The following is a 14,357-nucleotide window of genomic DNA, read 5'->3' on the forward strand; positions in this document are numbered from 1 at the left end:
GCAACCCGTCCAACGTCCGTGACGACGGCCGACGCCCTCTGAGTGGGACGGGATGGCCAAAGATATGCACCTGATTTGCCTTCTGTAAAACCGAAATATTTTTTATTTCGGGGCTTGACACGATTTCCGTAAATCGTAAGTGATCTGCCCGTCGGGCTGTTTTGTCGCACTCGGCCGTCATTGCGAGCGGAGCGAAGCAATCCATAGAGCGGCAAACGAAAGATGAATTGCTTCGTCGCTTCGCTCCTCGCAATGACGGAAGAGGTCCGTAGGGTGGGTAGAGCGCAGCGAAACCCACCAAATCCCACCACCCGCAAGGCGATGGGTATCGCTACGCTCCACCCATCCTACGAGTTAGCTCCCCAGCAGCGACGTCCCGAATGCCCGCTGCCAGACCGTCAGGAAGCGTGGAAACCAGGAGTGCGCGACGGCGCTCTGATAGGCCCAGGTGCGATATTTGAGGCCTTTTTCGGAAATCAGTTCCTGATATCCACCGTGGGTTTCGGTCACGGTGCGAATGTCACGCAGGATATCGCGCGCATAGGCCCGATAGGTCTCGGTGCCGGAGCATTCGTCGTGATCCAGCATGCGATCGGCGAATTCGACGTTGAAGGTCGGCCAGGACGAACGGCCCTGATAGGCCGGCGCCGCAATCTTGTGAATGAGCTTGTTCAGCGGATTATCGGCGGACACCAGAAAGTGCGATGTATTCGGGACTCGAAATCGCGGCTCGGCAAGGATGAAGTCGGTAGTGGCCGCGAACAGCGCGCGTTCTTCCGCGACGTTCAAATCCCAAAAGCCCTGATGCACATTCACGAAATCGAGCGCGATGGAATAAACCGGCGACGGCGCGCGGCAGTCCAGGGAATGACTGATATAGCCGTGCCTGCCGAACAGCAGCAGGAGCTCCTTCTTGTACTGCGAAAGCGCGCGTCCGAGCAGCTGCTCCAGCTCAGTCCGCTCGATGATCCCAAGCTTGATACCGCGCAGGAACGTCGCATAGACGCAGGCATTGGTGACGAACCGCCGGCGTTCGGCACGGGTATCGGTCGCCGCAGAACGGGGCGCGCTGACGTCGCACAGCAGCGCTGTCAGACCGTTGTCATCGAAGCGTTCCAGCGCTCCGGCGAGCTTGAATATCTCCCGCTTCAAGTCGGCGCGATACTCCGCGAGCAACAGACGGCCGGCATGCGCACCTTGCGACATCGCCAGATACGAAGCCGGCCTTTGCTCGGCGGAGAGCAGTTGCTCCAGGCCTGCAAGGATGCCGAGCAGCGTATCCGACGGCCTCGAGAAATAGTTGATGCCGATGTAGCGGTTGCGCCCCGCAGGCACGATCGTCGTGGTGACGACGCCGGCGCGCACCGCTTCCAGCATCAGGCGGACGCTTTTCTCCAGCAGCCGAACCCTGCGGACGGCATCCCGGGAATCCATGATGGTCTCGGGATCGAGGACATCGGGATAGAACCAGGCAAAGTCGCGCGGATAATAGGCGGAGGCGTGCGGCGCCCCGGTAACCAGAAAGGCTTCCTTCTCGGCAAACGCGGCATTCATCGAATGCCGGTACAGTTCCTCGATGCCCACCGACAGATGATATTTTCGCAGGAAACGATCACCGAGAAAATTGACGGCCTGGATGCTGTTGGCGACAAGGCTCGCCAACATGCCTTGATGAAATCGGTATCCGCGATGCGATGAAAATGTGATCTGGCTGTTCATGGGCGGGAGAGGAGCTGTCCGGCGTGTCTGATATCACGCGTTGGTACTCCGAACATCACGATTCGTCTCTCCGCAACAGTGCGGGGGGCGAGATGTCATCTAACTGTCATGTAGCCCCACGTCGTCCCGGCGAAGGCCGGGACCCATAACCACCGGCGACAATTGTTTTTGCACGCAGGTCGTTATCTTCCTTTTACAGCAACAAGGGCCGCGGCGTATGGGTCCCGGCTCAAGGCCGGGACGACGACGTCAATTATGCTTCCCTCGGCCTGAAATTCTCCACCAGCCTCAGCAGTACCCTCGCCCCTGCATCCGCATCGGCCGTCTCAACATGCTCCGCCGGGTTGTGGCTGATGCCGCCGCGGCAGCGAACGAACAGCATGGCGACGTCTGATATATCGATCATTGCCATGCCGTCATGCCCGGCGCCGCTCGGCAGGTCGAACACACCAAAACCCTCCGCGGCGACGGCGTCTGCGACCTGCGCTTTGAGCCAGGGCGCGCAGGGCACGGTGCGGTTTTCGTGGGTGACGTCGAGCTGCAGCGCGAGATTGCGGCGTTTGGCTGTCGCTTCGATGCGCCGCACGATGTCGGCGACCGCCATCTTGCGGTGTGGATCTGATGGCGCGCGGATGTCGAGCGTGAATGACACCAGGCCGGGGATCACGTTGGTGGCGCCGGGCATCGCGTCGATATAGCCGACGGTGCCGACGAGCCCGGCCGCGTCGGTCTTGCAGAATTCCTCCACCATGCAGATGCATTCGGCGGCGCCCGCCAGCGCATCGCGCCGGAACGCCATCGGCACCGTGCCGGCATGGCCGGCCATGCCGGTCAGTTTTGCCGCCAGCCGCGTCGCGCCCGCGATCGCGGTGACGACGCCGACCGGCAGATTGTTCTCTTCCAGCACGGGGCCCTGCTCGATGTGCAGTTCGACATAGGCATGGAGTTCGCGGCGGGTCCGCGCGGCCGCGCCGATATGATCGGGGTCGAGGCCGAATGTGACCAGCGCATCGCGCATCGAGATGCCGGCATGGTCGCGCGAATTGAGCGCGCTCTCCACAAAGGTGCCCGCGACCGCGCGGCTGCCGAGCAGCGTCGAAGCAAACCGCACGCCCTCCTCGTCGGCAAATCCGACGACCTCGACCGCGAATGGCAGCCGCCGTCCGCGTTTGTTCAGATCGGCGACGCAGGAGATCGCCGTGATCAGGCCAAGCGGGCCGTCCCATTTGCCGGCATCGCGCACGGTGTCGTAATGCGAGCCCAGCATGAGGCACGGCAGGCCGGGCCGGTCGCCTTCATAGCGGCCGCAGACATTGCCGATGGCGTCGAGATGCGCGGCCATGCCGGCCTCGCGCATCCATGACAGAATGAGATCGGCGGCGGCGCGGTGCTCGGGCGAAAGAAAGATCCGCGCCAGTTGCTCCGGCGTCTCGGAGATCGCCGCGAGCTGGTTGATCCGGCCGACGATTTCATCGCCAAGCGCTGCCGGCTTAGGTCCGCTGCTGGCCACTTCTGTCTTGCTCATGCTTTTCCTGTCCAGCGCCGCGTCGTTTCCAGCGCCGGCCGATCGATACACATTCAATGCCGGCGGTGTCGACGCAAGCCGCGCCCCCTGACTGGTAGCAGCCCCAATTCGCCTGACCAGCCGGCAAGGCAAGAAATCCGCCGCCAATTCGGCCGCCTGACGGAGCTGCGGGATCTAACAATTGCTTAACGACCTTGCATACAATCATGAAATGCCGCCTAAAAATTAGCCATTTCGGCCCTGCACAAATTTTACATGCCGAGCAACGCCCGCCGGATAATTCAATGCACTCATCAGCTTATGCAGGAATGCCCGCCTCACGCGCTCTGGCATGAAGATTGCGACATCGCTCCCCGAGCCCGCCGCATCGGCGCGGCCCACGAAATAGCGGGCGGTCCAACCGCCAGAGGGAGCAGCACATGGAATTTGGCAGGATTTCACGACGGCATCTGTTGCAGGGCGGTGCGGCGCTGACACTCGGCACCGCTTTCGGCGCGGGCGCCGCGCGCGCAGCCGGCACCACCATCGGCTTCGTCTATGTCGGCTCGCGCGACGACTACGGTTACAACCAGGCGCACGCGCAAGGAGCGGCGGCGCTGAAGAAGCTGCCCGGCCTCAAGGTGATCGAGGAAGAAAAGGTCCCCGAGACCGACGCGGTCGAGAAGACCATCGAGTCCATGATCAACCTCGACGGCGCCTCGCTGCTGTTCCCGACCTCGTTCGGCTACTACAACCCGCACGTCATCAAGATGGCGAAGAAGTTTCCAAAACTGCGCTTCGAGCATTGCGGCGGCCTCTGGAGCGACAAAGACCCGACCAACGCCGGCAGCTATTTCGGCTATATCGACGAGGCCCAGTATATTTCCGGCATCGTTGCCGGCTACTCCACCAAGAGCGGCAAGCTCGGCTTCGTCGCGGCGAAACCGATCCCGCAGGTGCTGCGCAACATCAACGCCTTCACGCTCGGCGCAAGGCTAGCCAACCCGAAGGCGACTACGCAGGTGATCTTCACCGGCGACTGGTCGATGCCGGTCAAGGAAGCCGAAGCCACCAACAGCCTGATCGACCAGGGCGTCGACGTGCTCACCTGCCACGTCGACGGTCCCAAGACCATGGTCGAGAACGCCGCGCGCCGCGGCGCGATGGTGTGCGGCTATCACGTCAACCAGTCGCCGCTGGCGCCGAAGGCCTATCTCACCGGCGCGGAGTGGAACTGGGAAGCGCTGTATCCGAAATTCGTCAAGATGATCGCGGCCGGAGAGACCATTCCGAACTTCTATCGCGGCGGCCTCAAGGAAGAGATCGTCAAGTGCTCGCCCTATGGCGAGGCGGTCTCGGCCGAGGCGCGCAAGCATGCCGACGACATCAAGGCCAAGCTCGTCGCCGGCAACTACACCATCTTCAAGGGCCCGATCATGGACAATAAGGGCAACGCGGTCATTACATCAGGCACCGATCGCGGCCAGACGGATCCTGAACTCGAGAAGATGAACTATCTGGTGGAAGGCGTGCTCGGAGCCACTTCGTGACAACAGGTTCGGCGGATCCGGTGGAGGCGGTCGGCGTTGCGCCGGCCGCTGATCCCGGCTTCCTCCAACGCTACGGCGCGACCATCGAATATATCCTGATCCCGGGCGCGGCGCTGGTCGGCGCGCTCGCAACCTTCGGGCTATTCGTGGCGCTGTTCGGCAAGAATCCGCTCGATCTCTATTTCTACATGTACCAGGGCGCGTTCGGGACCTGGTTCTCCTGGCAGAACACGCTGACGCGTGCCGCCCCGCTGATCCTGACCGCGCTGTGCACGGCGCTGCCGGCGCAACTGGGTATGGTCATTATCGGCGGCGAAGGCGCGCTGCTCATTGGCGCGCTGTCGGCGACCTCGGTCGCATTGGCGATGCCGTGGGCGTCGCCGCTGGTGGTGCAAACCGCGATGGTGTGCGCCGGCGTGATCGGCGGCGGGCTCTGGATCACGCTCGCGGGCGCGCTCCGGCAGTATCGCGGCGTCAACGAGACGATCTCGAGCCTGCTGCTGGTCTATATCGGGCTTGCGGTGCTCAACCATCTGGTCGAGGGCGCGATGCGCGACCCCGCCAGCCTCAACAAGCCATCGACCCGCGAAATCGGCGCGGCCAACATGATCGGCAGCATTCCCGGCACCGACGTGCATTGGGGGCTGGCATTCGGCCTGGTCGCGGCGTTCGCGTCGTACATCCTGATCTATCACACCGTCTTCGGCTTCTCGGCGCGGGTGGCCGGCGGCAACATCCGCGCGGCCAAAATCGTCGGCCTCGGCGTCAACAAACTGATCCTGACGATCTGCTTTCTCGCCGGCGGCGCCGCTGGGATCGCCGGCATGGTCGAAGTCGCGGCCGTGCAGGGCCGCACCAACGCCAATCTCGCCGCCGGTTACGGATTTACCGGCATTCTCGTCGCCTTCCTGGCGCGGCACAATCCGCTGGCGATTATTCCCGTGGCGATCCTGCTCGGCGGCATCAGCGCCAGCGGCGGCCTATTACAGCGGCGGCTCGGGTTGCCTGACGCCTCGGTGCTGGTGCTGCAGGGCATCATCTTCGTGTTCGTGCTGGCGAGCGATGCGCTGTACGGCCGGATCGGCTTCCTGAAAGGAAAATCCTGATGGCGGATGGATCGCTCGGACTCTGGACCGTTCCCTTGGCCGTATTCGGCGGCGCCATCCGCGTCTCGACGCCGTTTCTGTTTGTGAGTCTTGGCGAATGCATCACCGAGCGTTCCGGCCGCATCAACCTCGGCCTCGAAGGCACGCTGGTGATGGGCGCGATGAGCGCCTATGGCATCTCCTATCTCAGTGGCTCGCCATGGCTCGGCGTGCTCGCCGCCGGGATCACCGGTGCGATGCTGGGCGCGCTGCATGCCGGCATCTGCTCGCTGCCGCGCGTCAACGACATCGCGGTCGGTATCGCGCTGATGCTGTTCGGCACGGGTCTGGCCTTTTATCTCGGCAAGCCGCTGATCGAACCGACCGCGGCACGATTGCCGGCGATCGATTTCGGCTGGTGGAGCGATGTGCCGCAGGTCCGCGCCGCCTTGCGGATCAACGTGCTGTTCCTGATCGGCATCGCGTTGGCGCCGATATTGTACTGGGCGTTCAAGACCACGCGCTGGGGCCTGCTGATCCGCACCGCCGGCGAAAGTTCGGATGCCGCCCGCGCCATGGGCTATTCGGTGCTGGCGATCCGGCTGCGCGCGACGATGGTCGGCGGCTTTCTGTCCGGGATCGGCGGCTCGTTCCTGTCGTTGTTCTATCCCGGCAGCTGGAACGAGGGCCTGTCCTCCGGCCAGGGCATCACCGCGGTGGCGCTGGTGATCTTCGCGCGCTGGGACCCGATGCTGTGCCTGTGGGCGTCGCTGGCGTTCGGCGGCGCCGCGGCGCTGGGACCGGCGCTGCAATCGGTCGGCGTCACCTCGGGCTATCATCTGTTCAACGCCGCGCCCTACATCCTGACGCTGGCGATCATGATCATCACCTGTTCGCCGAAGCGCACGCTGACCGGCGCGCCGGCCGAATTGTCCATCACCCGATAAGCGAGAACGTGCCATGCCCGAGCGCTATATCACATCCGAACCCTATGCCTGGCCCTACAACGGCGATCTGCGCCCGCAAAACACCGCGCTCGTCATCATCGACATGCAGACCGATTTCTGCGGCGTCGGCGGCTATGTCGACAAGATGGGCTACGATTTGTCGCTGACCCGCGCGCCGATCGAGCCGATCAAGAAACTTCTTTCGGTGATGCGCGCGCAGGGCTTTCACATCATCCACACCCGCGAAGGCCATCGTCCTGACCTCACCGACCTGCCTGCCAACAAGCAGTGGCGCTCGCGGCAGATCGGCGCCGGGATCGGCGACCCCGGCCCGTGCGGCCGCGTGCTGGTGCGCGGCGAGGCCGGCTGGGAGATCATTCCCGACCTCACGCCGCTGCCTGGCGAGCCCATCATCGACAAGCCCGGCAAGGGATCGTTCTGCGCCACCGATCTCGAGCTGATGCTGCGGCTGCGCGGCATCGAGAACCTGGTGCTGACCGGCATCACCACCGACGTCTGCGTCCACACCACGATGCGCGAGGCCAACGACCGCGGCTTCGAATGCGTGTTGATTGAGGATTGCTGCGCCGCCACCGACAAGAGCAATCACGACCACGCGCTGAAGATGATCAAGATGCAGGGCGGCGTGTTCGGCGCGGTCGCAACCTCGGGCGCGTTCATCAAGGCCGTGTCATGATCATCGGCGAGACACCGCTTCCCGAAGGCCCGCTCGGCGTCGACGCGGTCGCGGTGACCATGAAGTTTGGCGACTTCCTTGCGCTCGACAATGTCGCACTGAAGGTGCGGCCGGGTTCGTTCCACGCGCTGCTCGGCGAGAACGGCGCAGGAAAAAGCACGCTCGTCAAATGCATCATGGGTTACTATCACGCGACCGAGGGCGACATTCTGGTCGGCGGGCGCGAGCAGGCGATCGCCAACCCCAAGGATGCGCACGCGCTCGGGCTCGGCATGGTCTACCAGCACTTTACACTCGTGCCGGCGATGACGGTTGCCGAAAATCTGGTGCTGGCGCGCGATGACGTTCCTGCTGTCGTCAACTGGGCCAGGGAAAAACAGGAGCTGGAAGCGTTTCTGGCGCGGATGCCGTTCAAGGTGCCGCTCAACGCCAGGGTTTCCGACATTTCCGCGGGCGAGCGGCAGAAATGCGAAATCCTGAAACAGCTTTATCTGAAGCGGCGTTTTCTGATCCTGGACGAGCCGACCTCGGTACTGACGCCGGGCGAGGCCGACGAGGTGCTCGGCATGCTGCGCGACATGGTCGTGAACGGCGGCCTGACCATCCTGATGATCACGCATAAATTCCGCGAGGTGATGGCGTTCGCCGACGAGGTGACGATCCTGCGCCGCGGCAAGCTCGCCGGCAACGGCAAGGTCGCCGATCTCACGCCCGACAGCATGGCGCGGATGATGATCGGCGCCGAGGAACTGACGGTTCAGCCGCCGCGCGTCGGACAATTGGGCGAGGCGCGGCTGGAACTGAGCAAACTTTGTGCGATCGACGATGCCGGCGCGGTCGCGGTCCACGACGTCTCGCTCACCGTTCGCGGCGGCGAGATCGTCGGCATCGCCGGCGTCTCCGGCAACGGCCAGCGGCAACTGGTCGAGGTACTGGCCGGACAGCGCGAGGCCGAGAGCGGCGAGGTTCGTGTTCGCGGCGATCTCTATTCAGCGAGCCGCGAGGAAATGCGCCGGCACAGGATGTCGCTACTCCCGGAGGAGCCGCTGAAGAACGCCTGCGTCGGCGGCATGAGCGTTGCCGACAATATCGCGTTCCGTGAATTCGACCGCGCGCCGTTTGCCACGCGCGGCTGGTGGCTCAATCGCTCCGCGTTCCGCAAGGATGCCGAGCGCAAGATCGGGCTGTACAAGATCAAGACCCGCTCGCCGGACACGCCGATCTCGGCGCTGTCGGGCGGCAATGTGCAGCGCGCGGTGCTGGCGCGCGAACTCGGCGGCGAGGTCGAGGTGCTGATCGCCGCCAATCCCTGCTTCGGGCTCGATTTCGCCGCGGTCGCCCAGATCCATGCCGAGATCATGGCGGCGCGCAACCGCGGCGCCGCGGTGCTTTTGGTCAGCGAGGACCTCGACGAACTCCTCGAATTGTCGGATCGTCTGGTGGTGATGTTCCACGGACAGTTCGTCCATGAAGCCCGCGCCAGCGAGGCCGATCTCACCGAGATCGGGCGGCATATGGCCGGACACTGACAGGCATTGATGGCGGATATCGCTGCGCTAACCCAACCAGAGCTCGACGCGCATTTCCTGCGCCTGAGCTTCGACGTCGCCCGCCGCGCCATGACCCACGGCAATCATCCGTTCGGTGCCCTGCTCGTCGATGCGAACCGAAAAGTGCTGCTCGAGGCCGAGAACGGCTACATGCCGTCCCATGACGGCACGGCGCATGCGGAACGGTTGCTGGCGACCCAGGCCTGTACCACGATTGATGCCAACATCCTGCGCGGCGCCACGCTCTATTCATCGGCCGAGCCCTGCGCGATGTGCGCTGGTGCGATCTACTGGGCCGGCATCGGCCGACTGGTTTACGGCCTGAGCGAACATCGCTTGCGGGAATTGACCGGCAACCATCCGGAAAATCCGACCCTCGACCTGCCGTGCCGGGAAGTGTTCGGCAGCGGCCAGCGATCGACCGAAGTGGTCGGCCCGCTGCTCGAGGACGAGGCCGCGGTGGTTCATGCCGGGGTGTGGAAAAAGTAGCCATTCAAGGTTGCTCAAAGAAAATCGCGCCTGCTACTTACGCGCGGGTTTAAACTAGCCCAGTATTGAGGCATCCATTCCCCGGGGACGCGTGAGTACGAATGCCGGATTCGACGCCTGCCGTGCAGCACACGGGCGCCACACCGCTGCTCCAGACGGTGGGCCTGACCAAGCGCTATGGCACGCTCCTCGCCAATGAGGCTGTCGACATCGATATCTGGCCGCAGCAGATCCACGCGCTGCTCGGCGAAAACGGCGCGGGCAAATCGACGCTGGTCAAAACCGTCTATGGATTGATCCAGCCGAGCGAAGGCGAAATGCGCTGGCAAGGCGAGCAGATGGTTCTGTCCGGACCATCGGACGCCCGCGCGCGCGGCATCGGCATGGTGTTCCAGCATTTCTCGCTGTTCGACAATCTCACCGTTGCGGAAAACGTCGCCCTCGGGCTCGACGGCAAGGAATCCTTCAAGGACATGTCGGCGCGCCTTGAGGAAGTATCCCGTGTCTACGGGCTTCCGCTCAATCCCAAACGCGAGGTCTGGCAATTGTCGGTCGGCGAACGCCAGCGCATCGAGATCGTGCGCGCGCTGATGCAGAACCCGAAATTCCTGATCCTCGACGAGCCGACCGCGGTGCTGACGCCGCAGGAGGCCGATCAGCTCTTCATCGTGCTCGACCGTCTCAAGGCGGAGGGGTGCGCGATCCTCTATATCAGCCACAAGCTCGCAGAGGTGAAACGGCTCTGCGACACCGCGACCATCCTGCGCGACGGCAAGAAGGTATCGACCTGCAATCCCAAAGCGGAGACCGCGGCTTCGCTCGCGCGCATGATGGTCGGCGGCGAGATCGGGCGAGTGAAGGCTGCCGCCAACCGGCAAACGAACGTGCCGAGGCTGGTCGTCAACGACCTCACCCTCGCGCCGGACGATCTCCACGGCGTACGGCTGCAGCACGTCTCGTTCGAACTCAGGGGTGGTGAAATCCTCGGCATCGCCGGCGTGGCCGGTAACGGCCAGGACGAGCTTTTTGCCGCGCTGTCGGGGGAACGTCTGGCGCAGGACCCCGACACGGTGGTGATTGACGGGCGTGCCGCCGGGCACCTGTCGATCACGCAACGCCGCAAGCTCGGCGCGGCCTTCGTTCCCGAGGAAAGGCTCGGACACGCCGCCGCGCCGCGCATGAAGTTGTCAGAGAATGCGCTGCTGACCGGCCATGCGGCCTCCGGCATGGTACAGCACGGCTTCGTCAACACCGCAGCAATGCTGAAAACCGTCGACCGCGCCACTGAGGCGTTCGACGTGCGCAAGGCCAGGCGCGATCCGGAAGCCGCCAGCCTCTCCGGCGGCAATCTGCAGAAATTCATCGTCGGCCGCGAAATCCTGCGTAGTCCTGCCGTGCTGGTTGTGAGCCAGCCCACCTGGGGCGTCGACGCCGGCGCTGCCGCCGTGATCCGCCAGGCCCTGCTCGATCTCGCTGCCTCCGGAGCTGCGGTGCTGGTCACGAGCCAGGATCTCGACGAGCTCACCGAGATCACCGACCGCATCGCCGTGATGTTCCACGGCCATCTGTCGGAGCCGATGGCAACAGTGGATGCGAGCCGCGAGAAGCTCGGCCTGTTGATGGGTGGAAGCACATTGGAGCAAAAGGAAGCGGCGCATGCAGCTGGTGCTTGAAAAGCGCGCCGAGCGGTCGAACGCGATCGCGCTGATCTCGCCGCTGATCGCGATCGGCCTGACGCTGGTGACCATGAGCATCCTGTTTGCGATGCTCGGCAAGAATCCGATATCTGCGCTCGGCGTCTACTTCATCGATCCCCTCGTCGACGGCTATTCGCTGCAGGAGATCGCGGTGAAGGCGACTCCCCTGGTGATGATCGCGATCGGCCTGTCGCTGTGCTATCTCGCCAATGCCTGGAACATCGGCGCCGAAGGGCAATTCCTGATCGGCGCCGTCGCCGGCAGCTGGCTCGCTGTAAAGACCCAGGGCACCGACGCCGGCCCCTGGGTATTGCCGGCGATGCTGCTGCTGGGGGCTGTCGGCGGCGCGCTCTATGGCCTGATCCCGGCGATCTGCAAGGTCCGGTTCGGCGCCAGCGAAATCCTCACCAGCCTGATGCTGGTCTATGTCGCCGACCTGCTGCTCGATTACCTGGTGCGCGGTCCGTGGCGCGATCCCAAGGGCTTCAACTTCCCGACCACCGCCGAGTTCGATCCGGTCGCGACCGTGCCTGTCCTGATCGAGGGCGGACGGCTGCACCTTGGCGGCGTCATTGCGCTTGTCGTGGTCGCGGCGGGTGCGGTGCTGCTCGCCAAGACCATCAAGGGTTTTGAGATCCGCGTTGTCGGCGCCGCGCCCCGCGCCGCACGTTTCGGCGGCTTCAATTCCAACCAGCTGATCCTGCTGGCCTTCGCGATTTCAGGCGCGCTAGCGGGCATGGCCGGGATCATCGAGGTCGCAGGGCCCGTCGGACATCTGCAACCCGGCATCTCGCCCGGCTACGGTTTCACCGCGATCATCGTCGCGTTCCTGGGACGGCTGAACCCGATTGGAATATTAATTGCAGGACTTTTCCTCGCACTCACCTTCATCGGCGGCGAGCAGGCGCAGATCGCAATGAAAATCCCGTTGGACGTCACCAAGGTGTTCCAGGGCATTCTGCTGTTCTTCGTGCTCGCCTGCGACTCCCTCATTCTCTACCGGTTCAAACTCGTCTTCGCGTCACCAAAGGTGTCCCGTGGGGCTCATTGAGGCCATCATCCTTGCGGTGCTGGCGGCCTCCACGCCGCTGCTGCTGGCTGCGACCGGCGAACTCGTGACCGAACGCGCCGGCGTACTCAACCTCGGCGTCGAAGGCATGATGATCGTGGGCGCGGCCTGCGGCTTCGGCGGCGCCTGGCTGTCCGGTTCGGTCATCATCGGCGCGCTGTGCGGCATCGGCGCCGGCGTGCTGATGTCGCTGATCTTCGCGTTGATGACGCTGGGCCTTGCGGTCAACCAGGTCGCAACCGGCCTCGCGCTGACCATCCTCGGCGTCGGCCTTTCCGGCCTGATCGGCTCCCGCTTCGTCGGCGAAAAGATTTCGCTGGCGCCGCATCTGTATATTCCCGGCCTCACCGACATCCCGCTGGTCGGGCGCATCCTGTTCGGCGAGGACGCCTTCGTGTACCTCTCGCTCGCGCTCGTGATTGGCGTCTGGTTCTTCCTGTACAAGACGCGGACCGGGCTGATCCTGCGCGCCGCCGGCGACAACCACACGTCAGCGCGTGCGCTTGGCTATCCCGTGCTCAGGATTCGGATGTTCGCGGTGATGTTCGGTGGCGCCTGTGCTGGTTTGGCCGGCGCCTATCTGCCGCTCGCCTACACACCGTTCTTCATTCCGGGCATGACTGCCGGGCGCGGATGGATCGCGCTGGCGCTGGTCGTGTTTGCGTCGTGGCTGCCGGGGCGCCTCGTCATCGGCGCTTATCTGTTCGGCGCGGTGACGATCCTGCAGCTTCATGCGCAGGGCTGGGGCGTCGGCGTGCCCTCCCAATTGATGTCGGCATTGCCGTATCTTGCGACCATCATCGTCCTTGTGCTGATTTCACGTGCACGAACCGGGGGCTCGACCGCGCCTGCGGCGCTCGGGACCGTGTTCGTGCCCGACCGGTAACATGCCCGAAGCGCGCGCGACGGGGCGCTGCGCATCGGGAAGAGCGCGTCCACCCGTCAGTGAAACGGAGAGATCCATGAAAAAGATTCTCATCGCGGCAACCGCAGCGGTGCTCGTCACCGGCGCAGGCCTCCTCAGTGCTTCCGCCGCCGACAAACTCAAGATCGGATTCATCTATCTCGGCCCGGTCGGCGATCTCGGCTGGACCTATCAGCATGACCTCGGCCGCCTCGAGATGGTCAAGGAATTCGGCGACAAGGTCGAAACCACGTTCCTGGAGAACGTCAGCGAAGGCCCGGACTCCGAACGCTCGATCGAGCAACTGGCGCGCGCCGGCAACAAGCTGATCTTCACCACCTCGTTCGGCTACATGGAGCCGACGCTGAAGGTCGCAAAAAAGTATCCGAACGTGCATTTCGAGCACGCCACCGGCTACAAGCGCGACAAGAACCTGGCGACCTATTCAGGACGGTTCTACGAGGGCCGCTACATCCAGGGCATCATCGCCGCCAAGATGTCGAAATCGGGCGTGCTTGGCTATATCGCCTCGTTCCCGATTCCCGAAGTGATCTCCGGCATCAACGCCACCATGCTCGGCGCGCAGACCATCAATCCCAACATCAAGGTCAAGATCATCTGGGCCAACACCTGGTTCGATCCCGGCAAGGAAGCCGACGCCGCCAAGGCGCTAATCGACCAGGGCGCCGACATCATCATGCAGCACACGGATAGCCCCGCCGCGATGCAGGTCGCCGCCGAGCGCGGCAAGCTGGCGTTCGGCCAGGATTCCGAAATGATCAAGTTCGGCCCGAAGGCGCAGCTCACCTCGACCATGAACAATTGGGGCCCCTACTACATCCAGCGCGTCAAGGCCGAGCTCGACGGCACCTGGAAGTCGGAAGATTTCTGGGGCGGCCTGAAGAGCAAGCTCGTCGTGATGGCGCCCTACACCAACATGCCCGACGACGTGAAGAAACTGGCAATGGACACCGAAGCCGCCATCATCGAAGGCAGACTGCAGCCGTTCAAGTGCCCGATCGTCGGCCAGGACGGCAAGGAAGTCGAATGCAAGGGCGGGACGCATCTCGACGACGGTCAGGTGCTCGGCATGAACTTTTACGTGAAGGGCATCGACGAGAAGATTCCGGGGAAGTGAGGGGTGGC

12 protein-coding genes are annotated in these 14,357 nt (G+C 63.8%); 10 read left to right on the plus strand and 2 right to left on the minus strand.

What is annotated here, in order from left to right; all coding sequences use genetic code 11:
- Positions 1-354 precede the first annotated feature (354 nt).
- Positions 355-1,719 carry a hypothetical protein gene (locus JQ600_RS21310; protein ID WP_212385982.1) on the minus strand — a complete coding sequence of 455 codons (1,365 nt, stop codon included), beginning with the start codon at positions 1,717-1,719 and terminating at the stop codon, positions 355-357.
- A 253-nt stretch (positions 1,720-1,972) separates the two neighbouring features.
- Positions 1,973-3,244 (minus strand): allantoate amidohydrolase, encoded by a 1,272-nt coding sequence (locus JQ600_RS21315; RefSeq protein WP_212385981.1) that lies wholly within the window; start codon positions 3,242-3,244, stop codon positions 1,973-1,975.
- 419 nt (positions 3,245-3,663) lie between these two features.
- Here JQ600_RS21315 and JQ600_RS21320 point away from each other — a divergent pair, with 419 nt between their 5' ends.
- The 10 genes from JQ600_RS21320 (at position 3,664) to JQ600_RS21365 (ending at position 14,349) form a co-directional block, all read left to right on the plus strand.
- Positions 3,664-4,773 (plus strand): BMP family ABC transporter substrate-binding protein, encoded by a 1,110-nt coding sequence (locus tag JQ600_RS21320; protein ID WP_212385980.1) that lies wholly within the window; start codon positions 3,664-3,666, stop codon positions 4,771-4,773.
- Entirely contained in the window at positions 4,770-5,879 is a 1,110-nt protein-coding gene (locus tag JQ600_RS21325; protein ID WP_212268062.1) for an ABC transporter permease, read from the plus strand. The genes JQ600_RS21320 and JQ600_RS21325 overlap by 4 nt, the downstream gene beginning before the upstream one ends.
- On the plus strand, positions 5,879-6,805 hold the full coding sequence (locus JQ600_RS21330) for an ABC transporter permease (protein ID WP_212385979.1): 927 nt from the start codon (positions 5,879-5,881) through the stop codon (positions 6,803-6,805). The genes JQ600_RS21325 and JQ600_RS21330 overlap by 1 nt, the downstream gene beginning before the upstream one ends.
- 13 nt (positions 6,806-6,818) lie before the next feature.
- Entirely contained in the window at positions 6,819-7,502 is a 684-nt protein-coding gene (locus tag JQ600_RS21335; protein WP_212385978.1) for a cysteine hydrolase family protein, read from the plus strand.
- Positions 7,499-9,031 (plus strand): ABC transporter ATP-binding protein, encoded by a 1,533-nt coding sequence (locus JQ600_RS21340; RefSeq protein ID WP_212490085.1) that lies wholly within the window; start codon positions 7,499-7,501, stop codon positions 9,029-9,031. The genes JQ600_RS21335 and JQ600_RS21340 overlap by 4 nt, the downstream gene beginning before the upstream one ends.
- A 9-nt stretch (positions 9,032-9,040) precedes the next feature.
- Complete coding sequence (locus JQ600_RS21345) at positions 9,041-9,541, plus strand: nucleoside deaminase (RefSeq protein WP_212385976.1); 501 nt, start codon at positions 9,041-9,043, stop codon at positions 9,539-9,541.
- Positions 9,542-9,642: 101 nt separating this feature from the next.
- Positions 9,643-11,214 carry an ABC transporter ATP-binding protein gene (locus JQ600_RS21350; protein ID WP_212385975.1) on the plus strand — a complete coding sequence of 524 codons (1,572 nt, stop codon included), beginning with the start codon at positions 9,643-9,645 and terminating at the stop codon, positions 11,212-11,214.
- A complete protein-coding gene (locus JQ600_RS21355; protein WP_212385974.1) occupies positions 11,198-12,289 on the plus strand; it encodes an ABC transporter permease in 1,092 nt (363 codons plus the stop codon). The genes JQ600_RS21350 and JQ600_RS21355 overlap by 17 nt, the downstream gene beginning before the upstream one ends.
- A complete protein-coding gene (locus tag JQ600_RS21360) occupies positions 12,276-13,193 on the plus strand; it encodes an ABC transporter permease (protein ID WP_212385973.1) in 918 nt (305 codons plus the stop codon). Before JQ600_RS21355 ends, JQ600_RS21360 begins: the two co-directional genes overlap by 14 nt.
- Positions 13,194-13,269: 76 nt before the next feature.
- Complete coding sequence (locus JQ600_RS21365) at positions 13,270-14,349, plus strand: BMP family ABC transporter substrate-binding protein (protein WP_212385972.1); 1,080 nt, start codon at positions 13,270-13,272, stop codon at positions 14,347-14,349.
- Positions 14,350-14,357 lie beyond the last annotated feature (8 nt).

The sequence above is a fragment of the Bradyrhizobium sp. AUGA SZCCT0176 genome (assembly GCF_018130145.1).
In the GTDB taxonomy this organism is placed as follows: domain Bacteria; phylum Pseudomonadota; class Alphaproteobacteria; order Rhizobiales; family Xanthobacteraceae; genus Bradyrhizobium.

Coding starts and splice junctions, on each gene's coding strand:
- JQ600_RS21320 (WP_212385980.1), top strand. CDS start 3,664: ATGGAATTTGGCAGGATTTCACGACGGCATCTGTTGCAGGGCGGTGCG.
- JQ600_RS21355 (WP_212385974.1), top strand. CDS start 11,198: ATGCAGCTGGTGCTTGAAAAGCGCGCCGAGCGGTCGAACGCGATCGCG.
- JQ600_RS21345 (WP_212385976.1), top strand. CDS start 9,041: ATGGCGGATATCGCTGCGCTAACCCAACCAGAGCTCGACGCGCATTTC.
- JQ600_RS21310 (WP_212385982.1), bottom strand. CDS start 1,719: ATGAACAGCCAGATCACATTTTCATCGCATCGCGGATACCGATTTCAT.
- JQ600_RS21330 (WP_212385979.1), top strand. CDS start 5,879: ATGGCGGATGGATCGCTCGGACTCTGGACCGTTCCCTTGGCCGTATTC.
- JQ600_RS21350 (WP_212385975.1), top strand. CDS start 9,643: ATGCCGGATTCGACGCCTGCCGTGCAGCACACGGGCGCCACACCGCTG.
- JQ600_RS21340 (WP_212490085.1), top strand. CDS start 7,499: ATGATCATCGGCGAGACACCGCTTCCCGAAGGCCCGCTCGGCGTCGAC.
- JQ600_RS21335 (WP_212385978.1), top strand. CDS start 6,819: ATGCCCGAGCGCTATATCACATCCGAACCCTATGCCTGGCCCTACAAC.
- JQ600_RS21315 (WP_212385981.1), bottom strand. CDS start 3,244: ATGAGCAAGACAGAAGTGGCCAGCAGCGGACCTAAGCCGGCAGCGCTT.
- JQ600_RS21365 (WP_212385972.1), top strand. CDS start 13,270: ATGAAAAAGATTCTCATCGCGGCAACCGCAGCGGTGCTCGTCACCGGC.